We start from the raw sequence: 20,106 nt of genomic DNA on the forward strand, positions 1-20,106 counted from the left end.
TCTGCGCGCCGTCCCGCCGGCGGCCGGTCACCCCGGCCGCCGGCGCGCGTCTCAGTGCCGGCGCTCCGGTGCGCGGACCAGGCACAGCGCGTCGACCGCCACGAAGCCGTCCGGGGTGAAGACGAGCGGGTTCAGGTCGAGGGACTCGATCCACCCGCGGCCGGACACCGCCAGCCGGCCCGCCGCCACGAGGATCTCCGCGAGCGCGTCCAGGTCCCACGCGGGCCGGCCGCGGAAGCCGTGCATCACCTTGGCGTCGGCGAACTCGTCGATCAGCGACCGCGCGTCCCGCGCGCTCAGCGGCGCCATGCGGCCGCCGACCCGCTGCAGCACCTCCACGAAGACGCCGCCGAGACCGAAGACGACCAGCGGCCCGAGCTCGCTCTCTCCCTGGACGCCGATGAACGCCTCGCCGAGGATCTCGACCTGCGGCTGCACCGCCACCAGCGGCGGCAGCCCGTGAACGGCCGCGAGCGCGCGCAGCTCGGCGACCGCGTCACCGAGGCCGTCCGCGGTCACCCCGAGGCGCACCGCGCCGTGCTCGGTCCGGTGCGCGACGTCGGCGAGCTTCACGACGTACGGCCCGGGGAACGGCGCGCCGGTCACGTCGTCGCCGGCCGCCACCAGGTGGTAGGGGGCGATCGGGACACCGGCGGCGCGGATCATCTCCAGCGTGGGGCCGAACGGCAGCATCTGTCCCTCCGCCACCGCGACCGTCGCCACGTCGGGCCTGCGGGTGCTCGGCGGGACGGGGGTGTCCTCACGCCGGGCCGCCTCCTCGCGGTGACGGACGAACGCGCCGAGGGTCTGCAGGCCGCGCAGGGTGGGCCGCAGGCCGCGGCCTGCGGCGACCTTCCCCGAGGGCAGCCGGTCCAGGACGAACCGGCCGGGGGCTCCTGAGCAGTTGGTGACGACGAACGGCTTGCCGGCGTCCTGTGCGGCCTTGGCGAACTCCTCCACGAGCTGGACGGTCGAGTCGCTCTCGTCCTCGTCGGCCAGCGGGTGCAGGTACAGCAGCGCGTCCGACTCGGCGCAGGTGGCGTACCTGCGCACGACCTCGGGCCAGATCGCCGCGCCGAAACCGGTGGTGTCCAGGGGGTTGGCCACGGTCACGCCGGGGATGTTGTCACGTACCCAGGGTTCGAGTTCGCTGAGCGGCGGGATGCTCATGCCGTCGGCCTCGGCGAGGTCCACCGAGAGCGACGCGAAGCCACCCGTCATGGTGATCACGCCGAGTCCCTCGACCGCGGACCAGTTGGCCGGGTCGAGCTGCTCGAACAGCGCGAGCCGGTCGACGAGCTCCTCGGGGTCGGCGACCACGGTGACGCCGGCCTGGCGCAGCGCGACGTCGTACACCCAGGCGTCGCCGGTCAGCGCGCCGGTGTGGGAGGCCGCCATCTGCTGGGAGCGGTTGCTGCGGGCCAGCTTCAGCACGGCGATCGGCTTGCCGGCCTCGGTGGCGCGCCGCGCGGCGGCGAAGAACGCCGCGGGCCTGCGGATCTTCTCGACCACCAGGCCGATCGCGCGCGTGTCGGGGTCGGCCGCGAGAAAGTCCACGTAGTCGGCCAGGTCGGTGACCGCCTCGTTGCCGGCGCTGATCAGCAGGTTGAGCCCGCAGCCGGGGTGTTCCCACGCGGCCATGGCGACCCCGCTGAGCAGCGCGCCGCTCTGCGACACCACGGAGATGCCGCCGGGCCGCCGCTTGTGCGGGCTGGCGATCGTCAGGCTGACCCGCCGGGGGACGTTGATGAACCCGAGCCCGTTGGGTCCGACGACCGGCATGCCGGCGCTGCGCGCGGCGGTCACCATGCGGCTCTGCAGCGCCGCGCCGTCCGCACCCGTCTCGGCGAACCCGCCGGCGATGCACACCAGGCCGCCGACGTCGAGGCCCGCGGCCTCCTCGACCAGCAGGGTGCTGCGCTCTGCCGCCATCATCGAGATGATCGCGTCGAGGGGACGGCCGATCGAGGTCAGGTTCGGGTGGGTGGGCCGGCCGAGCACGGTGGCGTGCTTGGGGTGGACGAAGAAGACCTCCGCGTCCCCGTCCAGGGTCGGGCTGACGTAGTCCCGGAAGTTGGAGGTGTCGCTGAGCCCGACGACGGCGATGGTGCGTGGCTTCAACAGACGGTTCAGGGCCTCATGATCGGCGGTGCCGGTCCCAGCGTTCACAGTCACCTTCCGCACGGCAGACAACAGTTTGAGACTTATGAATGTATCGACATGCTAGGGCCGTGTCCCGCCGGGGTCAACGGCCGCCGAGCGTACGGGCCGCCTCCCGGCCGTCCGCCGCACGCCGCTCGGACGGCGGCCGATCGGCGAGGGTGCGGCAGGGGAAGGGTTGACGGCGGGGGAAATCATTCGATAGTTCTACAAATTATATGTCGTCACAACGGCGTCTGGAGGCACACGTGCCAGAGACCAACATCTCCGCCGCGATGCGGGAGGCCATCGGTGGCGAGCTCGGCCGCCGGGTGAGTTTCCCGGTGGCGGAATCGGACATCCGGCGATGGGCCATCGCAGTCTACTGGCCGGGTCCGCCGCCACCCCTTTTCTGGGACCAGGTGTACGCCGCGGGCAGCCGGCACAAGGGAATCGTGGCCCCTGAGGATTTCAATCCTTTCGCGTGGATGTCGGCGGAATCATCGGCCCGCGAGGACGAAAGCGCCGACGCCAACGACCCCGACCGTACCGAGCTGCTGCTCGGCATCCCGGGGCCGGGACTGAAGTTCCAGCTCAACGGTGGCGTGAGCGTGGAGTACGGCGAGCGGATCAGGCCGGGGGACGTGATCACCGGCGTCAACCGCCTGGAGTCGTACACCGAGCGGGAAGGCCGGCTCGGCCTGATGCTCATGACCGTCACCGAGGACACCTGGACCCGGGCCGACGGCACGCTCGTCAAGCGCAGCCGCAACACTCTCATCCGGTACTGAACGGAGCCGTCATGCCGACCATCGACATCGGGCAGGAACTGCCGGCTTTCACCCGGGAGACGGGTCTCGCGACCTGGAACCGCTACGCCGCCGTCAACGACGAGTTCGTGCCGATCCACATGGACGACGAGGCGGGCCGCGCGGCCGGTTACGCGTCGGCCTTCGGGATGGGCAACCTGCAGTGGGCCTACCTGCACAACGCGCTGCGCGACTGGATGGGGGACGACGGCAGGATCGTCAGCCTGTCCTGCCAGTTCCGGGGGGCCAACACCAAGGGGATGACGCTGACCGTCACCGGCACCGTCACCGGGGTGCGGGAGGAGGACGGCACGCGTCTGGTCGATCTCGACCTGGCGGTCAAGGATCAGGAAGGCCGGACGCTCACGCCGGCCACCGCGACCGTGGCGCTGGACACCTGACGGGTGCGCACCCGCGGCGGTGTGGTGACCGCGACGGGACGCCGGGCCCGGCCCGGCGGCCACGCGGTCACCAGGACGGTCACCGGCCCGGCGGGCCGGGCCGGTTGGCCGGGCCGGCGGGTCAGTGGGTCACCAGGTCAGCAGGACGGCGTCCCGTTCCACGGGCTCGCCTCCGGAGGTGGCCACCGCAGGCGCGGCGGCCACGGCCGGCGCGGACGCGAGGCGGCGCCGGGTCGTCCGCCGGCGCTTGACCGCCTCGGACTCGTGGTCGATCCTGCCCTCCCGCACCGGACGCGGTGCAGGCGCGAGTGCCCAGACGTGGTCCATGATCTCGTTCAGCACGTCCTGGCGCAGGGTGTAGTAGTAGTTGCGGCCTTCCTTGCGCACGTGCACCAGACCCGCCTGCGTCAAGATCTTGGTGTGGTAGGAGATGGTCGGCTTGGAAACCGGCAGAGTCTCCTCAAGCGTGCTGCACGCGAGCTCGTCGACCTCCGCCATCTGGCGGATGATCTCCCACCGGATCGGATCGCCGAGAGCCTTGAAGATCTCGGTCGGCGAGCCGGCCACCGCGGCGCTTGCCTTCACGGAGTTCTCCTCCCCCTTGGGCCGGGCCCCTGTGCCGGCCACACTCACTTCTAGAATTAGCTACCTATCAATGTACCCTCTGCACGGGCCCCGCTCGAACCATTCATGTAAAGGTCAGATGAGATTCATGTTTCGGGCCGCCGTATCGTCGAACCGCCTCGATTTCCCCGGCGTGCACGGGGATCGCGGCTCTCCGGCGGGTCCGGCCCGGCACGCCGGACGGCCGCCGCGCCGGTGGCCCCCCCATGACCCGGGTCACCCTCCGTCGCCGGCCGGTAGCGGCCGCGGGGGTGTGCAGCGGACGGCTCCACCGATACATTTGATACATTGAAAAATTTCGGTCAACCTCACGGGGGTGGGACCACGATGACATCCGAGACCGACGCGGCGGTCAGGGCCACCGACGTCTTCAAGGCGCTGGGCGATCCGGTCCGCTGGAGCATCCTGCGGCAGATGGCGCAGGCCGACGAGCTGGCCTGCCGTGTGCTGGAGGAGACCCTGCCGGTCTCGAAGCCCACGATCTCCTACCACATGCGGGTCCTGGTCCAGGCCGAACTCGTCTCCGTGCGCAAGGAGGGCCGCAACTTCTACTACACGCTGCGCAGGGACGTCCTGCGCCGGATCGTCGACGAGCTGTGGCAGGTGGCGCCTGAGCCCCGCCTCGTCACCGAGGACGGCCTCGACCTGCAGCCGGCGGCCCGCCGCCGCAGGCCGGCCGCGACGCCCCGCGCCGCCGACGCGCAGTGCGAGGTGGTCCTGCTCACCTGGTGACCCGCCTGCGGCGGTCTTGACGCGGCCCGCTGTATGTAGAAATATGCAGAAACATCGAACAATAGCTTCGAGGAGGCGGACCGTGACCGACGCGACCGGGTTCGAGCTGCGGCGCAACGACTACTCCCTCAGTGAGGACCAGGAGTCGGTGCGGGACGCCTTCGCTGAGTTCTTCACCGCCGAGTGCCCCGCGACCCGCGTACGCGCCGCCGAACCGCTCGGGTACGACGAACGGCTCTGGCAGGACCTCGTGAAGATGGGTGCGGTCTCCATGGGCCTGCCGGAGGCGGCAGGCGGGGACGGCGCCACCATGGTGGACCTCGCGCTGGTGGCCGAGGAGTACGGCAGAGTGCTCGCGCCGGTGCCGTTCGTGGAGGCCGTCACCGCCGCGCGCGCGCTCGCGCGCTGCGAGACAGAACAGGCCGCGCGGTCGATCACGGACACCATGGCCGGTCAGGCCCCCGCGACCCTCGCGCTGCACCCCGTGACCGCCGGCACGCGGCAACTGCTCCCCGCCGGCGCGATCGCCGCCGCCGTCGTCGCGCTCGACGGCGACGACCTCGTGCTGTACACGCGGGAGGACCCGGCGGCCCACGTCCCCAACCAGGGTGGCGCGCCGCTCGCGTGGTGGCGGCCCTCCGGCGCGGCCCGCGAGGTGCTCGCCACCGGCCCCGCGGCCCGCGAGATCTTCGACGCCGCGCTCGCCGAGTGGAAGGTCCTCACCGCCGCGGCCCTGGTGGGCCTAGCCGACGAGGCCAAGCGCCTCGGCGCGGAGTTCACCAAGACCCGCAGCACCATGGGGGTGCCGATCGGATCGCTGCAAGGGGTCTCCCATCCCCTCGCGACCGTGGAGATCGAGGTCTCCGGCGCGCGCAACCTGACGCGCAAGGCGGCCTGGTTCCGCGAGCACGAGCCGGCCGCGCGGCCCGAGCTCGTCCCCATGGCGTACGCGAACGCGGCACGCTGCGCCACCCTCGCGACCCGGGTCGGCCTGCACGTCCAAGGCGGGCTCGGCTTCACGCTGGAGTCCGACGTGACGCTGTACTTCCGGCGCGCCAAGGGATGGAGCGTGCTGCCCGGTGATCCGTCCGACGAACTGCTGGCGATCGGCGACGTGCTCGCGGCGTCCGCCTGAGCCGGAGAGGAACGGCCATGGATTTCTCCCGCATCGAGGTCGACGACGACCTGGCGGCGTTCGTCGCCGAGGTACGTGACTTCATCGCCACCCACGTCACCGAAGAGGTGCACGAGGAGGAACGGCGCACCGGCGGCAGCTTCAACCTCGCGCTGCACAAGGCGCTCGGCGCCAAAGGCTGGATCCTCCCGCGCCGGCCCCCCGAGCAGGGCGGCGCCGGCCTGGACCGGGTACGCGAACGGGTGCTGGAACTGGAGATGGAACGCGCCGGCGCACCCGACATCACGCTCGGCACGACCCGCCTGGTCCTGACGGCGGTGGAGAAGTACGCGGCACCGGATCTCGCCGCCGAGCTCGTGCCGAAGGTCGCACGCGGCGACGTCCGCTTCTGCCTCGGGTACAGCGAACCCGATGGCGGCTCCGACATCGCCGCGGCGCGCACCCGCGCGGTGCGCGACGGCGACCAGTGGACGATCAACGGCCAGAAGATCTTCACCACCGGCGCGCAGAACTGCCAGTACACGTTCCTCATCACCCGCACCGACCCCGACCTGCCGAAGCACAAGGGCCTGACGATGTTCCTGGTCCCGCTCGACTCGCCGGGAGTGGAGATCGGCCCCATCCACACCGTCGGCGGCGAACGCACCAACGTCGTCTACTACGGCGACGTGTGCGTGTCCGACCGCTACCGGCTCGGCCCCGTCAACGGCGGCTGGGGTGTGCTGCGCGGCCCCCTGGACGAGGAGCACTTCGGCGCCGGCCACGACGACGGCCTCTCCGACCTCGGCATCGGCTCCAGCTGGGCCCGCCGCCAGGAACGCGACGTCCGCGCCGCCGTCCGCTGGGCCCGCACCGCGCGGCGTCCCGACGGCAGCCGTCCCATCGACGACCCCCGCGTGCGCGCACGCCTCGGCCAGGCGGCCCTCGACGTCGAGGCGTCCCTCGCCACACCGGGTCCCATGGGCCGCGTGCGCGTCTCCGAGACCATGATCGAGGTCGCCGCCGGCCTGGTCGACCTGATCGGCCCCGAAGCCCTCCTGCCCCACGGCGCCGACGGCTGCCTGGAGGACGGCGCCTTCGACTACGCGCACCGCTTCGCGCAGGGAACCGCCATCTACGGCGGCACCACCGAGGTCTTCCGCAACATCATCGCGCAGCACGTCCTCGGCCTGCCGAGACCGGTCTACCCCGGCAGCAGGAAACTCGCCGACTCCCGCGGCTCCTGACCGTCCCCGTCCGGTCTCGTCCGCCGGACGACGTTCCACTCCGCATGCCTTCCCGGCCAGGGATCCACTCGAACGGCCTTGTGGCCGAGTGGACCCTTCGGCACGAGTCGTGCGGTCAGACGACCCCTCGCTCGCGCAGATCGCTGATCTCCGCCTCCGGCAGGTCCAGCCACTCGCGCAGGACCTCGGTGGTGTGCTCGCCGAGGCGGGGTGCCGGCCGGCGTACGCGGGCCGGGGTGACGCTCAGCCGCAGCGGCGGGCCGGGCTGCTCGGCCGGCGGGAGGTCGGGGTGGCCCGTCTCCACGACGAACCCCCTGGCGCGGTGCTGCGGATCGCGGGCCACGTCCTCGCCGTTCTGCACCACCCCCGCCGCGATCCCCGCGCGCTGCAACAGCATCATCGCCTGATGCGGGGTGTGCCGTGCGGTCCAGGCGCGGAGCGCCTGCTCCAGGCGATCTCCGGCGGACACCCCGAGGAACGCGCCGAGCGTCGCGGCGTCCGCCTCCCCGGTCAGCTCGACCGCCACCCAGGCGTCCTCGCCACGGCACGGGAACACCCCCGACAGCGCGGCCCCCGGCACGGCGTTCCCCGCAGGCGCGGGGTCGTCCCCGTTGACCAGGTACTCCAGCAGCAGCGGCCCCATGACGGCCGCCGCCGTCTCGGTCTGCGCGAGGTCGATGTGGGACCCGAGCCCGGTACGGTCGCGCTGAGCGAGCGCGGCGAGCACGGCGGCGACGCCGTGGATCTGCGCCACGTGGTCGTAGTGCGTGCCGTGCGCCGCTCCCCACAGATGGGTCAGCCCGGTGAACGACGAGATGTTCGACCCGTAGGCGTAGTACCCCGACCGCGGCCCGGTCCTGCCGTACCCGGAGATCGACAACATCACCAGCCGCGGATTCACCGCCGCCAGCCGCTCGTACCCCACCCCCCACCGGTCCATGACCCCGGGCCCGAAGTTCTCGATGACCACGTCCGCCACCCCGGCCAGCCGTTCGAGCACCTCGACGGCCCCGTCCCGCTTCATGTTGAGCACGATCCCCCGCACGCTGCGATTGAACGCCGCGAACATCGTCGACGTGCTCGCCCCCGACGGCTCACGTCCCGGCGATTCCCCGGCCAGCCCCAGCCGCCGCACGTTGTCCGGACGATCCCGTCCTTCGACCTTCACCACATCGGCCCCGAGCTCGGCCAGCACCGACGACGACACCGTCCCGGCGATCGCCGTCCCGAACGAGATGACCCGCAGCCGCTCCCTCTCCCCGATGGCCCCGTCAGGTCCCCGTGACTCATGAGGTGGCGGGGGCCGGTGCGGTGTGGGGGTTCCCTCGGGTCTCTGGGGTTGTTCAGACCGCCTCGCCGACTTCTCTGAGCTTTCCGGCTCCTGCTTATACGCGGACATGTGGGATTTCTTGGATAGCTCAGACAAGGCCCGCCTCCTGCCACTCCGCCGGCTCGTTCGCGTCGTGGCCGAGCCGGTCGATGTACTCCTCGTCGTTGTGCTCGCCGGTCAGTGGCGCGCGGCGGGGATGCTCGGTGAACAGCGGCACGGTGGCGCGGAACGGCCAGGCCGGCATGGGGAGGCCGCTTGTGTCCGTCACGCCGCCGCGTGCGCGTACCTGCTCGTCCTCGGCGAACTCGCCGATCGTGTTGATCGGGCCGCACGGCACCCCGAGGCGCTGGCCCTCGCGCACCAGGTCACCCCGGTTCGCGGCGCCGACAAGAGGTTCGATCACCGCGGTCAGCTCGGCGGCACGCGGGGCCCGTGCCGCGGGGTGGGCCAGCGCGGGATCACGCAGTGCCTCAGGCGAGCCGATCAGTTCGACGAAGCCGTGCCAGTGCCGGTCGGTCCACACCTGGAACTCGACATCGCCGTCACGGCACCGCCACACCCCCGACGGCGGGGTGCCGGGGGCGGGTCCCCGGCCGGTCAGGTGGCCGGTCGCGGTGTAGTGGGCCAGGGAGCCGTCGGTCGCCGTCATCACCTCGTGCGCGGACAGATCGAGCACCTGGCCGCCTGACCTGCCGCGCTCGCGCAGCGCGGCGAGCACCGCGACCGCGAGCCACGCGCCGACCTCCGCGTACTTCTGCTCACCGGGGATCACGACCGGCGGCCCCTCCACGGGCCCCTGCGTGTGCATGCCGCCGCTCATCGCGTGCAGTGTCAGATGGGTGGCCCGGTAGGACCGGTACGGGCCGGTGAGCCCGAACGGTGTGACCAGGCAGACGATCGCGTCGCGCGGGGCCCAGCTCAGGGCCGGTCGCGCGGGGTCGAGGCCGGCGACGGGGGAGTGAGGGGCCGGGGACGTGACCACCGTGTCGGCGTCCCCTGGGCCGGCGTCGACCGTGCCGGGGTTCGCCGTGAGGCCGGCGATGGGGGAGAGCGGTCCTGGTGAGGCGATCACCACGTCGGCGTCGCGTGCCAGGTCGGTGAGCAGGGGGAGGGCCGCGGGGACGGTGACGTCGAGGGTGACGGCACGTTTTCCCGTGAACAAGTACGCGAACGGCAGTCCGTAGGCACTCGATGTGCCGGTGGGGAAAGGTGGCCGGCGGCGCAGTTCGTGGCCTCCTGGGGGCTCGACGACCAGGACGTCGGCGCCGAGGCCGGCGAGCAGCCGGGTGCCGTAGGCGGTCAGCTCGCTCGCCAGGTCGAGTACACGGATCCCCGTCAGCGGTGGCGTCGCGTCCATCGGCTACCTTCCGCAGGCAATGCTAGGATATATTTAAAAATATCACAGCATTCGCCGCGGCGCCTGGAGGCAGGATGAAGTTCGGACTGTCGTTGATGGGTCTGCGTCCCCGGTGGCACGGCACTGTCGCCAAGCACGCCGAAGACCTCGGGTTCGAGTCGGTGTGGATGCCGGAGCACCTGATCCTCCCCGCGGAACTGCCGCCGACCTACCTGTACTCCGGCGACGGACGGGCCCCCATCGACCCCGGCACCCCGCTGTACGACCCCTGGGTGATGCTCGCCGGCGTGGCGAGCGTCACCAGCAGGATCCGCCTCGGGACCAACGTGTACGTCCTGCCGCTGCGCCACCCGCTCGTGACGGCGCGCTCGGTCGTCAGCCTGGACCGGCTCTCCGGCGGCCGGGTCACGCTCGGGGCCGGTGTCGGCTGGCTGGCCGACGAGTACACCGCCGCGGGCCAGGACTTCCACACCAGAGGCAGCCGGATGGACGAGATCATCCCCCTGCTGCGCACCCTGTGGACGGCGAGGGAACCGGTCGAGCACCACGGCAGGCACTACCGGTTCGGGCCGGTGGTCTTCTCGCCGAGGTCGCTGCAACGTCCCTGCATCCCCATCGAGATCGGCGGGACCAGCGCCGCCGCGCTGCGGCGCGCCGGACGCCTCGGGGACGGCTGGATCGAGCTCGGGTCGGAGAACCACGAGGAACTGGCCGGCCGGATCGCGGTGATCCGGACGGAACGGGCCGCCACCGGACGCGCGCACCTGCCGTTCGAGATCACCTCGGGTGCCCCCGGGGACGCCACAGAGATCGAGGAACTCGCCGCGCTCGGGGTCACCCGGGTCGTCACCTCCTACCCGGCCGGCCTCGCGTCCTCCGTGGACGACGTGCTCGACTGGCTCGACGACTACTTCACGTCCGTCATGGCCAAGTGCTGACCGGTCCGCCGACGCTCCGGCACTTCGCTCAGCGTGAGTCGACGCGGCACGCGAGGAGCAGCACGCAGGCGAGGCCGGAGCCGGCCGCCAGGAGGAGCAGCGGCGCGCGGTAGCCGTCGAGTACGCCATGGAGGATCCCGAGCAGGACCGGCCCCCCGGCGGTGCCGCCGGTGGACACGAGGTTGAGCCGCGCGAACATGGGGTCGAAGCGTGGCAGGCCGTACACCGCCAGGGTGTGCAGCGGCATGAGCACCACGGCGTTGCCGACGGTCACGCCGAGGAGCGCCGCGCCGGCCACGAAAGCGGTCAGGCCGTCCGCGACGGCGGTGAGCACCAGCGACGCGGCCTGGAGCGCGGCGATGACCAGGCTGAACCGCAGCAGGCCGAGCCGGGCCGACACCGCGATCCCCGCGAGCCGGCCGCAGACGCTGGACACCGCCAGCGCGGTGAGCGCGAACTCGGCACCCTGGACGCCGCGGTCGTTCGCGATCGACAGCAGGTGGGTGATCGTCCCCACCTGGGACAGCATGAGCAGGCCGAAGGCCACACTGACGACGGGGAACGTCCACGCGGGCCAGGTGGTGCCGTCCGCCGCGGCGGCCCGCGCCGCGCCGGTCGAGGCGACCGGTGACCGGACGACCGGTGGCTCGCGTACCACGGCCGCGACGACGGCGACGACCGCGATGGTGAGGAGCCCGAGCAGGCCGGCGGCGGCCTCGAACCCGTACCGCTGGACGAGGAACACCGTTCCCGGCGGGACCAGGGCCCCACCCGCGGACATCCCGGTGGTGGCGATGGTGATCGCCTTCCCCGGTGCCGGATCGAACCAGCGTGCGATCAGCGACGTGCCGGGGACGACGGTCATCAGCGCGCCGGCGGCCCCCATGAGCGCGAACGCACCCCACAGCGCCGCCGCCGTGTCCGCACGACCGAGGAGGAACAACCCGGCCGCGGTCCCGGCCGCACCGACGAGCAGCATGGCGCGGACCCGCAGGCGCGGCAGCAGCCACGCGGCCGGTATCCCGCAGAGCCCGGCGACCACGAACGACGCCGTGGGCCCGAACGAGGCCGTGGTCAGGTCGAACCCCCGCTCGGTGGTGAGCGCGGTGATGTAGGCGGAGCTCGAGTAGAACCCGGCACCCGTGCTCACCGCCAGGACCACGAACACCCCGGCCACCGCGATCCAGCCCCGGACCCGCCGCCGCGCGTCCGCGAGCGCGGCGGCGTCCGCCGCGACGGCCGTGCCACGAACGGGGTCGTGGGTCGCGTCCGGATCGCAGGACACGTCGCGGGATGCCGGATCAGGTGTCACCGGAGTGGTCGGCCGGAGGTGTGCCTGCGGGTCACGACGACTCCGGTGCGCCGGAGGCGTCCATGACGGCGCGGCGTACCGGTGGGGCCTCGTTCCACGGGGTGACGCCGAACTCGGGGGTGCCGGCCGCGTAGCCGCCGGTGCGTTCGGCCCAGTGGGAGTGGTTGAGCTGGTGGATGGTGAAGCAGGCGTTGAGCGCGTTGTGGAAGCCCATGTTGTCGACGGTCTGGTTCACCGATTCCTTGATCATCAGTGCCGCCATGGTGTCGAGCCCCGCGACGCGGCGCGCGAACTCCAGGGTGCGCCGTTCCAGGTCGGCGGCGGGGAAGACCTTGCTCACCATGCCGAGCCGATGCGCCTCGACGGCGTCGATGGAGTCGCCGGTGAGCAGCAGTTCCTTGGCCTTGCGCGGCCCGAACTCCCACGGGTGGCCGAAGTACTCGACACCGCACATGCCGAGACGTGTGCCGACGACGTCGGCGAACTCGGTGTCCTCGGCGGCGACGATCAGGTCGCAGGCCCAGGCCAGCATGAGGCCGGCCGCGTAGACCTTGCCGTGCGTCTCGGCGATCGTGATCTTGCGCAGGTCGCGCCAGCGCAGGGTGGTGCGGAAGAAGTAGTGCCACTCCTGGAGCGCTCTGCCTTCGGCCGCGGGCCGCGTACCGCCGTTGACCCGCCTGCTCGGGTGCTGGCCGGGACCCTCGTTCCACTCCTCCTGGAAGAGCGATGACCCCATGTCATGGCCCGCGGAGAACATCGGCCCCGCGCCGCGCAGGACGACCACACGAACGGTGTCGTCGGCCTCGGCCGCGAGGAAGGCGTCGTCGAGCTCGACCAGCAGACCGCGGTTCTGCGCGTTGCGCGCCTTGGGGCGGTTCAGGGTGATCCGCGCGATCACGCCGTCGTCCAGGGTCTCGTACGTGATGTACCGGTAGCTCTCCAACGCGCACCCCTCCACACCCTTGTTTATATATTTTTAAAACTATAAAAAAGAGTATGGGCCGTCAAGACAGGCCCCGCGTCCGGCCCGGCCCGCACGGCCAGGCGCGCACCACCTCGCCACAGGAGCCGAGATGAACGACCAGGCCGCCGTCCCGTCACCGCAGGAAGCCGGCGGCGCCTCGCTGCCGGCGGCGTTCACCCTGGAGCGCCTCGGCGACGGCCGGTACCGCGCACCCAACGTGCCGTCCGCGCACCGCCAGGTCGTCTTCGGCGGCCAGCTCCTCGGCCAGCTGGCCCTCGCCGCCGAGGACACGGCAGGCCGGCCCGCGCGTACGGTCCAGGCGCTGTTCGCCAGGCCCGGATCGGTGACCGAGGAGACGACCTTCGCGACAGAGATCGTGCACGACGGACGGACCACCGGCAGCGTGACCGCACGGGCCGAGCAGCGAGGCCGCACCCTCTGCGTGGGCCAGGTCCTGCTGGACTCCGGCGACCCCGACGTCATCCGGCACGCGCGCGCCATGCCGGCCGTCCCCGGCCCGGACGAGGCCGAACCGGTGGACGCCGAGCCGGGTTCGCGGCTGCGGCTCGTCGGCGGCCGTGCTGTGCTGTCCGCCGAGCACACCGGGCCGGCCGAACTGCACGCGTGGGCCCGCTTCCCCTGCGCGCCGGACGGCGACGCGGGAACGCACCGCGCGCTGCTGTGCTGGTACACCGACGGCCTGCTGATCGGCACCGCGATGCGTCCCCACCGCCTCGGCCAGGAGATGGCCCACGAGACGGTGTCCACCGGCGTCCTCACCCACATGATCACGTTCCACGAGGAGTGCGACACCCGCGAATGGCTGCTCATCACCCAGACGAGCACCTACGCCGGCAACGGCCGATGCCACGGCACCGGCGCGGTCTTCACCGCCGCCGGCACGCTGGTGGCGTCCTTCGCGCAGGACGGCATGATCCGCGCCTTCCCCGGCGGAACCCCGCGCGGCGACACGCGGACAGCGATGTGAGAACGGCGCCGTGCGGCGAGGCAGAGGGGACTGCGCGTGCGGCGAGGCGCGGAGAGGACCGCGCCGCGCCGGTCCGCCGCCGGCCGGTCCCCGCCGGAGGGCCGGTCCGGAGAATCAGTTCCCGGTGAAGATCGGCGGACGGCGTTCGCGCTTGGCCTGGATGCCCTCATGCACGTCCGAGGTGGCCAGAGTCACCGGTTGCGCCAGCGCCTCCCACTGCAGCGACGCGGCCAGGCCGTGCGCGGACTGCTCAAGGCCCGCCTTGGTGAGGCGGGTCGCGATCGGGGCCGCGGTGGCGATCTGGGACGCGATCTTGAGCGAGTGGTCGAGGACGTCGTCGGCCACCCCGGTGATCAGACCCCAGGCCAGCGCCTCCTCGGGCAGCACCTCGCGGCCGGTGTAGAGCAGCTCGCGGGCCCTCGGCACGCCGACGGACTCCTGCAGCAGCCAGGTGGCCGCCATGCCGCCGTGGGTCCCGAGGTAGATGAACGGCGCGCTGAACCTGGCGGACGTCGCGGCGTACCGCAGGTCGCAGGCGAGCGCCGCGCACAGGCCCGCGCCGACGGCCGGGCCGTTGATCGCGGCGATCACCGGGAACGGCAGGTCACGCGGGGACAACCAGGAGCGGTAGAACGGCAGCATGCGCTCGCGCATGCGGTCGGGGGTGGTCTCCTGGGAGGCCCCCTGGTCGAGCCAGGACAGGTCGGCTCCCGAGCAGAACGAGCTCCCCGCCCCGGTGACGACGAGCACACGCACCCCGTCGTCCTCGGCGACCTGCGCGATCGCGGCCGTCCACGCGGCCGTGACCTCGGCGGTCATGGCGTTGCGGACCTGCGGCCGGTTCAGCGTGATCAGGCGCACGCCGGGTGCGGGCTCCTCAAGGAGGACGGCGTCGGTGGAGCTCATCCCCATCTCCTCCATCGGTGGCTGCGGCAGGCGTCCCGGCCGGCGCTCCGGCGCCGTGGGTGGGATCCGCGTCGATCCGCCCACTGTAGCGCCAGAGCACCGGTCCCTAGATCCGGTCGTGATGTGCTCACCGGCCGCCGAGCGGTTCGTACAGGGCCATCACCGGTGGCCTGCTGACGTCCATGGCGGGGCTCATGTCGAGCTCGCCGCCGGCCGCGGCCTTGTTGATGGCCTTCACCACCGCGGCGGGGTCGTCGGCCTCGATCTCGTAGACGGCGAGGTAACGCTCCGGCAGCGGCCGCCGGTCGGGGGACGCCTCGTACCGCGAGGCCCGCACGACGCCGGGCACGCGTTCGAGCAGCTGCGGGATGTGCACCTGGTCGTACCAGGAGTTGAAGTCGTCGTCCTGGCCGTCGACGGCGTTGGAGTGGACGAGAAGCAGTGCCTTGCGGGTCATCGGTGTCTCCTTGGGATCGGTGCGATGGGTGGGGGACGTGGGGGCCGGTTCAGCCGGCGGTGCGGAGCCAGACCTGGGTGGCGCGGTCGGAGCGCACGTCGCGGTCGCCGGGTGCGGCGGTGTCGAACGCCGTGAGCACCGCGTCGCGTACGGCACGGACCGCGCGGGGGCCGGCGCCGGGGAGCAGGCCGTCGACGATGCCGAGGCGCCGCAGGTCCGCGCCGGTGATCCGCATGGCGTCGGCCATCTCCCCGGCGCGGCTCGGGTCGCGGAACAGCACGACCGCCGCGGCCTCGGGGCCGATCACCGAGAACACCGCGTCGTCCAGCATGAACGCGCGGTCGGTGTAGCCGAGCGCGACCGCTCCGCCGCTGCCTCCCTCGCCGACGCACACCGACACCGAGACGCTGCGGGTGCGGGCCAGGGCCTGGAGGGTCCGCGCGATCTCGGCCGCGATGCCGCCGGCCTCGGAGCGGGGTCCCGGTTCGGCGCCGGGGGTGTCGATGAGCGTCAGGATCGGCAGGCCGAGCTGGTCGGCCAGCGCGATGGCCCGCTGGGCCAGCCGGTAGTCGGCGGGTCCTGGACGGGCCGCGCCGTCGGCGCGCGCGTGCCGGTCCATGGCCACCACCACGGCGCGGCGTCCGCCGACGACGGCGAGCCCGGCCCTGATGACGGGGTCGGTGCCGTGCAGGTCGACCCACGAGGAGCACAGCGCCGCGGCCCACTCCAAACCCGAGGGCCGCTTGCGGCTGCGCGCCTCGAGGAGGACCTGCCGGCCCGCGGCGGGTACGCCGCCGTCGCCGCGGTCCGGCAGGGGTACGGGGGGACGGCGCAGGTCCACGCGCAGCGGCCGTTCCCTGACGCCGAGCACCGCCTCCAGCCAGGCCGTCTCGTCCTCGCCGGTCACCACGGCGTCCACCAGCCCGGCCGCGTAGGCGGACTCGGCGGTGTGCGACGTCGGCGGCGGCGCCTGGCCGGTCACCTGTTCCACCACGCGTGGGCCACCGAACCCCATCACCGCGCCGGCGGAGGCGGCACGCAGGTCGGCCAGCGACCCCCAGGAGGCGTAGACGCCACCGGTGGTGGGGGAGCGGTACACCGCGGCGGTCAGCAGGCCGGCGTTGGCGTGCACGATGCGGGCCGAGGCGGTGCGGCCCATCTGGATGAGCGACACCATGCCTTCCTGGAGGCGCGCGCCGCCGGTGGCGATGAGCGCCACGACGGGGACGCGCAGGTCGGTGGCGCGGCGGAACGCGCGTGCGATCCGTTCCCCCGCGACGGCCCCCATGGTGCCGCCGAAGTTCTCGTACCTGCTCTCGATCAGGGCCGCGCGTGTGCCTCCGATCCGCACCAGGCCGGTCCGCACGGACTCGCCGGAGGTGCTTCCCAGCATGTCGGCGTACCCGGGGAAGCGAAGCGGGTCGGTGACGCGCAGCTCGGTGTCCCACCACGCGGAGACCTCGAACAGACGCGCCGCGCCGGCCACTTTGCCGTCCTCTTCGGTCCTGGTCACCTGCACCGTCCGAATAAGTTTGATAGAAATAAATCCATTGAAACATAAGTGAGGGGAGGACTCGATGTCCAGACCACCGGTGCTGCTGGTCCACGGACTGGCGTCGTCGTTCGAGCACGGCTGGCGCAGGACGGGGTGGGCCGACCTGCTGGCGGACGAGGGCCGGCGGGTCGTCCCGGTCGATCTGCCGGGCCACGGCCAGGCGGGCCGGTCCGCCGACCCGGCCGACTACCGCGACGTGGAGGGTCACGTGTCCGCGGCCATGGCCGGCGACCCCGTGGTGGACGCCGCCGGGTTCTCCGCCGGGGCCGCGATCCTGCTGCGCCTGCTCACCCGCGAGCCGGGCCGCTTCCGCCGCCTGGTGCTGATGGGGGTGGGGGACGGCGTCATGGAGGATCAGGACGTCGCCGCGCTCGCGGCGGTCATCGAGCAGGACACCGTCGACCCCGCCGACGTCACCTCGCGGCTCTTCCACCGGATGGCCCGCTCCGAGGGCAACGACCCCCGCGCGCTCGCCGCCTTCCTGCGGCGCGAGACCGGCCCTCTGGACGAGCGGCGGTTGCGCGAGGTGGACGTCCCCGTGCTGTTCCTGATCGGCGACCGCGACCCGGCGGGGCTTCCCGCGCGCCTCGCCGCCACGCTGCCACGCGCCGAGACACGGGTGCTGCCAGGCGCCGACCACTTCTCGACCTTGACCGACCCGCGCGGCATCCAGACCGCGCTGACCTTCCTGGAGGCCTGACCCCACCGCCCCCGTTCTCCCTGAGCGGGGGTGACACCGTTTCCGCGACCCGCGGCCGGTGACGGTCAGATGCTGATGCCGACCAGCTTGGTCTCCAGGTACTCCAGCAGGCCTTCCTGCGCGCCTTCGCGGCCGAGGCCGCTCTCCTTGGCGCCGCCGAACGGCGCGGCGGCGGAGGTGGGGTTGATGTCGTTGACGCCGACCATCCCGAACCTGAGCGCCTCCGAGACGCGCAGGGCCCGGCCGAGGTCACGGGTGTAGATGTAGGACGCCAGGCCGTACCGGGTGTCGTTGGCCATCTCGATCACCTCGGCCTCGTCGTCGAACACGATGACGGGGGCGATGGGGCCGAAGGTCTCCTCGCGGTAGATCTCCATCTCCGGGGTGACCTCGGTGAGGACGGTCGGCGCGTAGAAGTAGCCGCCGTCCACGTCGTCCCCGGTGAGCCGCGTGCCGCCGGCCATCACCTGGGCCCCCTTGGCCACCGCGTCGTCGACCTGGCGCGTCATGCGCCGGTAGGCGTCCTCGTCGATCAGCGGGCCGACCGTCACGCCGTCGGTGAAGCCCGAGCCGGCCCGCATCGCGGCGGCCCGGTCGCGCAGGGTCTCCACGAACCTGTCCTTGATCGACCGGTGCACGTACAGGCGGTTGGGGCAGATGCACGCCTGGCCGGTGTTGAGGAACTTCACCAGCGACGCACCCTTGGCGGCGTGCACGGGGTCGGCGTCCTCGAAGACGATGAACGGCGCGTGGCCGCCGAGTTCGAGTGAGACCCGCTTCATCTGGTCGGCCGCGCGGCGCGCGAGGAACTTGCCGACCTCCGTCGAGCCGGTGAACGTCAGCTTCCCGACGACGGGATCGGTCAGGAGCACCTCGCCGACCGGCGCGGGGTCCTCGCTGGTGACGAGGTTGGCGACTCCCGGCGGCAGCCCGGCCTCGTCGAGGATCCGGAACACCTCCACGGCGCACAGCGGGGTCTGCTCGGCGGGCTTGAGCACGATCGTGCAGCCGGCGGCCAGGGCCGGCGCCACCTTACGGGTGATCATCGAAATAGGGTAGTTCCACGGCGTGATCGCGCCTACCACGCCGATCGGCTGGTGCATCACCATGAACCGCTGGTCGGCGCGGGCCGAGGGGATGGTCCTGCCGTACGCGCGCTTGCCCTCCTCGGCGAACCACAGCAGGAAGTCGGCGGCGTACCGCACCTCCGTGCGCGCCGCGCGCAGCGGCTTGCCCTGCTCGGTCGTCATCAGCTTCGCCAGGTCCTCGGCGCGTTCGAGCATCAAGGAGTGCGCACGGTAGAGGTAGGCGCTGCGGTCATAGGCGGTCCGCGCGGCCCAGCCGGGGAAGGCCGTCGCCGCCGCGGCCACCGCCGCCGTGGCGTCCCCGGCGCCACCGGCCGCCACCCGGCCGATCAGCGCGCCGCTCGCCGGGTCGCGCACGTCGAACGTGCCGCCGGACGCGGCGTGCCGCCACTCGCCATCGATGTACAGCGACGCGACGTCGGAGGGTGCCTCCGCGCCTGGATTCGGGACAGTCATCGTCGTGCCCTCCGGCATCCGTAGCTCTCGTTTCGATAGTTTACTATGTGTCTAACTATCTTAGCGATGCCTCCGGGAGGTCCGCAGGACGTTGACCGGACCTCTTTTATTTCGATAGATTTATCATCATCAACTTGATCTTAGTGTCCGCAGGTCGTCCGGTCCCCCGGCCGCAGGCCCGCGCCGATGCGAAGGAGCGGATCGTCGTGCTGAAAGTGGTCGTGCTCGTGAAGTACACCCCCGACCTGACGGGGACCGTGCGGTTCGCCGACGACGGCACCGTGGACCGCGACGCGGTGGAGGGCCAGCTCTCCGAGCTCGACGAGTACGCCGCCGAGCAGGCGCTGCGTATCTCGGAGAACGGCGGGGCCGAGGTCGTCTACGTCACCATGGGCCCCGCCGCCGCGGCCGGCGCGCTGCGCAAGGCGTTGTCCATGGGTGGCGACCGGGCGGTGCACGTCCTGGACGACGCGCTGCACGGGTCGGACGCGATCGCCACATCGGCGGTGCTGGCCGAGGCGGTGCGCAAGGTGGGCCACGACCTGGTGGTCTGCGGCATGGCCTCGACCGACGCGGGGATGGGGGTGGTCCCCTCCATGGTGGCCGAGCGGCTCGGCGTCCCCCAGCTCACCTACGCGCGTGAGCTCACCCTCGCAGGCGACGAGGTCCGCATCGAACGCGAGACCGACGCCGCCGTGGAGACCGTGGTCGCGCCGCTTCCCGCGCTGGTCAGCGTCACCGACCGCAGCGGGGACCCGAGGTACCCCTCCTTCAAGGGGATCATGGCCGCGAAGAAGAAGCCGGTCGAGACCTGGACGCTCGCCGACCTCGGCCCGGACACCGGCGGGACGGGCCTGTCCGCCGCACGCTCGGCGACCCGATCGATCACCGCCAGGCCACCCCGTCAGGCGGGCCCCCGCGTCACCGACGAAGGCGAGGGCCAGGTCGCGCTGGCCGACTTCCTCGCGTCGCGGAAATTCATCTGAAGGAGC

General features: G+C 72.2%; 19 protein-coding genes. 9 read left to right on the forward strand and 10 right to left on the reverse strand.

Annotation, left to right across the window (positions count from 1 at the left end; all coding sequences use genetic code 11):
• Positions 1-51: 51 nt before the first annotated feature.
• Positions 52-2,169 (reverse strand): acetate--CoA ligase family protein, encoded by a 2,118-nt coding sequence (locus BJ992_RS13780; protein ID WP_184981005.1) that lies wholly within the window; start codon positions 2,167-2,169, stop codon positions 52-54.
• A 239-nt stretch (positions 2,170-2,408) separates the two neighbouring features.
• Between BJ992_RS13780 and BJ992_RS13785 the strand changes: the two genes are divergently transcribed.
• A complete protein-coding gene (locus BJ992_RS13785) occupies positions 2,409-2,930 on the forward strand; it encodes an FAS1-like dehydratase domain-containing protein (RefSeq protein ID WP_221474803.1) in 522 nt (173 codons plus the stop codon).
• Positions 2,931-2,941: 11 nt separating this feature from the next.
• On the forward strand, positions 2,942-3,349 hold the full coding sequence (locus BJ992_RS13790; RefSeq protein ID WP_184981006.1) for a MaoC/PaaZ C-terminal domain-containing protein: 408 nt from the start codon (positions 2,942-2,944) through the stop codon (positions 3,347-3,349).
• Positions 3,350-3,478: 129 nt separating this feature from the next.
• Here the strand turns inward: BJ992_RS13790 and BJ992_RS13795 are convergent, their stop codons facing one another.
• Positions 3,479-3,934, reverse strand: a complete 456-nt coding sequence (locus BJ992_RS13795; protein WP_184981008.1) for a metalloregulator ArsR/SmtB family transcription factor — start codon at positions 3,932-3,934, stop codon at positions 3,479-3,481.
• A gap of 366 nt (positions 3,935-4,300) precedes the next feature.
• On the opposite strand from BJ992_RS13795, the gene BJ992_RS13800 reads away from it, so the two are divergent.
• The 3 genes from BJ992_RS13800 (at position 4,301) to BJ992_RS13810 (ending at position 7,066) form a co-directional block, all read left to right on the forward strand.
• On the forward strand, positions 4,301-4,705 hold the full coding sequence (locus BJ992_RS13800) for an ArsR/SmtB family transcription factor (protein ID WP_184981010.1): 405 nt from the start codon (positions 4,301-4,303) through the stop codon (positions 4,703-4,705).
• An 82-nt stretch (positions 4,706-4,787) separates the two neighbouring features.
• A complete protein-coding gene (locus tag BJ992_RS13805) occupies positions 4,788-5,840 on the forward strand; it encodes an acyl-CoA dehydrogenase family protein (protein ID WP_221474804.1) in 1,053 nt (350 codons plus the stop codon).
• Positions 5,841-5,857: 17 nt separating this feature from the next.
• On the forward strand, positions 5,858-7,066 hold the full coding sequence (locus BJ992_RS13810) for an acyl-CoA dehydrogenase family protein (RefSeq protein WP_184981014.1): 1,209 nt from the start codon (positions 5,858-5,860) through the stop codon (positions 7,064-7,066).
• A gap of 115 nt (positions 7,067-7,181) precedes the next feature.
• Here BJ992_RS13810 and BJ992_RS13815 read toward each other — a convergent pair whose 3' ends face one another.
• A complete protein-coding gene (locus tag BJ992_RS13815) occupies positions 7,182-8,465 on the reverse strand; it encodes a CaiB/BaiF CoA transferase family protein (RefSeq protein WP_184981016.1) in 1,284 nt (427 codons plus the stop codon).
• A gap of 19 nt (positions 8,466-8,484) precedes the next feature.
• Positions 8,485-9,753, reverse strand: a complete 1,269-nt coding sequence (locus tag BJ992_RS13820; protein WP_184981018.1) for a CoA transferase — start codon at positions 9,751-9,753, stop codon at positions 8,485-8,487.
• Positions 9,754-9,827: 74 nt separating this feature from the next.
• On the opposite strand from BJ992_RS13820, the gene BJ992_RS13825 reads away from it, so the two are divergent.
• Positions 9,828-10,691 carry an LLM class F420-dependent oxidoreductase gene (locus BJ992_RS13825; RefSeq protein WP_184981020.1) on the forward strand — a complete coding sequence of 288 codons (864 nt, stop codon included), beginning with the start codon at positions 9,828-9,830 and terminating at the stop codon, positions 10,689-10,691.
• A 28-nt stretch (positions 10,692-10,719) separates the two neighbouring features.
• On the opposite strand, the gene BJ992_RS13830 is transcribed toward BJ992_RS13825, so the two are convergent.
• Both BJ992_RS13830 and BJ992_RS13835 read right to left on the reverse strand, forming a co-directional pair.
• Positions 10,720-11,976, reverse strand: coding sequence for an MFS transporter (locus BJ992_RS13830; RefSeq protein WP_184981022.1), 1,257 nt, complete (start codon positions 11,974-11,976; stop codon positions 10,720-10,722).
• A 58-nt stretch (positions 11,977-12,034) separates the two neighbouring features.
• Positions 12,035-12,946, reverse strand: coding sequence for an enoyl-CoA hydratase (locus BJ992_RS13835; RefSeq protein ID WP_184981024.1), 912 nt, complete (start codon positions 12,944-12,946; stop codon positions 12,035-12,037).
• 130 nt (positions 12,947-13,076) lie between these two features.
• On the opposite strand from BJ992_RS13835, the gene BJ992_RS13840 reads away from it, so the two are divergent.
• Complete coding sequence (locus BJ992_RS13840) at positions 13,077-13,955, forward strand: acyl-CoA thioesterase (RefSeq protein WP_184981026.1); 879 nt, start codon at positions 13,077-13,079, stop codon at positions 13,953-13,955.
• 114 nt (positions 13,956-14,069) lie between these two features.
• On the opposite strand, the gene BJ992_RS13845 is transcribed toward BJ992_RS13840, so the two are convergent.
• The 3 genes from BJ992_RS13845 to BJ992_RS13855 all read right to left on the reverse strand — a co-directional run bounded on the left by BJ992_RS13845 (position 14,070) and on the right by BJ992_RS13855 (position 16,831).
• Complete coding sequence (locus BJ992_RS13845) at positions 14,070-14,861, reverse strand: enoyl-CoA hydratase/isomerase family protein (RefSeq protein ID WP_184981028.1); 792 nt, start codon at positions 14,859-14,861, stop codon at positions 14,070-14,072.
• A gap of 127 nt (positions 14,862-14,988) precedes the next feature.
• A complete protein-coding gene (locus tag BJ992_RS13850) occupies positions 14,989-15,318 on the reverse strand; it encodes a DUF4286 family protein (protein ID WP_184981030.1) in 330 nt (109 codons plus the stop codon).
• Between the two features lie 49 nt (positions 15,319-15,367).
• A complete protein-coding gene (locus tag BJ992_RS13855; protein WP_184981032.1) occupies positions 15,368-16,831 on the reverse strand; it encodes a carboxyl transferase domain-containing protein in 1,464 nt (487 codons plus the stop codon).
• Between the two features lie 64 nt (positions 16,832-16,895).
• On the opposite strand from BJ992_RS13855, the gene BJ992_RS13860 reads away from it, so the two are divergent.
• On the forward strand, positions 16,896-17,573 hold the full coding sequence (locus BJ992_RS13860; protein ID WP_184981033.1) for an alpha/beta fold hydrolase: 678 nt from the start codon (positions 16,896-16,898) through the stop codon (positions 17,571-17,573).
• Between the two features lie 65 nt (positions 17,574-17,638).
• On the opposite strand, the gene BJ992_RS13865 is transcribed toward BJ992_RS13860, so the two are convergent.
• The gene (locus BJ992_RS13865) at positions 17,639-19,114 is read right to left on the reverse strand and encodes an NAD-dependent succinate-semialdehyde dehydrogenase (RefSeq protein ID WP_184981035.1); all 1,476 of its coding nucleotides are present in this window, start codon (positions 19,112-19,114) and stop codon (positions 17,639-17,641) included.
• A gap of 143 nt (positions 19,115-19,257) precedes the next feature.
• Here BJ992_RS13865 and BJ992_RS13870 point away from each other — a divergent pair, with 143 nt between their 5' ends.
• Positions 19,258-20,100 (forward strand): electron transfer flavoprotein subunit beta/FixA family protein, encoded by an 843-nt coding sequence (locus BJ992_RS13870; RefSeq protein WP_343072978.1) that lies wholly within the window; start codon positions 19,258-19,260, stop codon positions 20,098-20,100.
• The last annotated feature ends 6 nt before the right edge of the window (positions 20,101-20,106 follow it).

This window comes from Sphaerisporangium rubeum, from assembly GCF_014207705.1.
Lineage (GTDB): Bacteria > Actinomycetota > Actinomycetes > Streptosporangiales > Streptosporangiaceae > Sphaerisporangium > Sphaerisporangium rubeum.

What these genes read in the sequence shown, in the direction of transcription:
- BJ992_RS13860 (WP_184981033.1), top strand. Translation starts at nt 16,896, where the DNA reads ATGTCCAGACCACCGGTGCTGCTGGTCCACGGACTGGCGTCGTCGTTC.
- BJ992_RS13840 (WP_184981026.1), top strand. Translation starts at nt 13,077, where the DNA reads ATGAACGACCAGGCCGCCGTCCCGTCACCGCAGGAAGCCGGCGGCGCC.
- BJ992_RS13810 (WP_184981014.1), top strand. Translation starts at nt 5,858, where the DNA reads ATGGATTTCTCCCGCATCGAGGTCGACGACGACCTGGCGGCGTTCGTC.
- BJ992_RS13790 (WP_184981006.1), top strand. Translation starts at nt 2,942, where the DNA reads ATGCCGACCATCGACATCGGGCAGGAACTGCCGGCTTTCACCCGGGAG.
- BJ992_RS13820 (WP_184981018.1), bottom strand. Translation starts at nt 9,753, where the DNA reads ATGGACGCGACGCCACCGCTGACGGGGATCCGTGTACTCGACCTGGCG.
- BJ992_RS13815 (WP_184981016.1), bottom strand. Translation starts at nt 8,465, where the DNA reads ATGTCCGCGTATAAGCAGGAGCCGGAAAGCTCAGAGAAGTCGGCGAGG.
- BJ992_RS13800 (WP_184981010.1), top strand. Translation starts at nt 4,301, where the DNA reads ATGACATCCGAGACCGACGCGGCGGTCAGGGCCACCGACGTCTTCAAG.
- BJ992_RS13825 (WP_184981020.1), top strand. Translation starts at nt 9,828, where the DNA reads ATGAAGTTCGGACTGTCGTTGATGGGTCTGCGTCCCCGGTGGCACGGC.
- BJ992_RS13865 (WP_184981035.1), bottom strand. Translation starts at nt 19,114, where the DNA reads ATGACTGTCCCGAATCCAGGCGCGGAGGCACCCTCCGACGTCGCGTCG.
- BJ992_RS13850 (WP_184981030.1), bottom strand. Translation starts at nt 15,318, where the DNA reads ATGACCCGCAAGGCACTGCTTCTCGTCCACTCCAACGCCGTCGACGGC.
- BJ992_RS13845 (WP_184981028.1), bottom strand. Translation starts at nt 14,861, where the DNA reads ATGAGCTCCACCGACGCCGTCCTCCTTGAGGAGCCCGCACCCGGCGTG.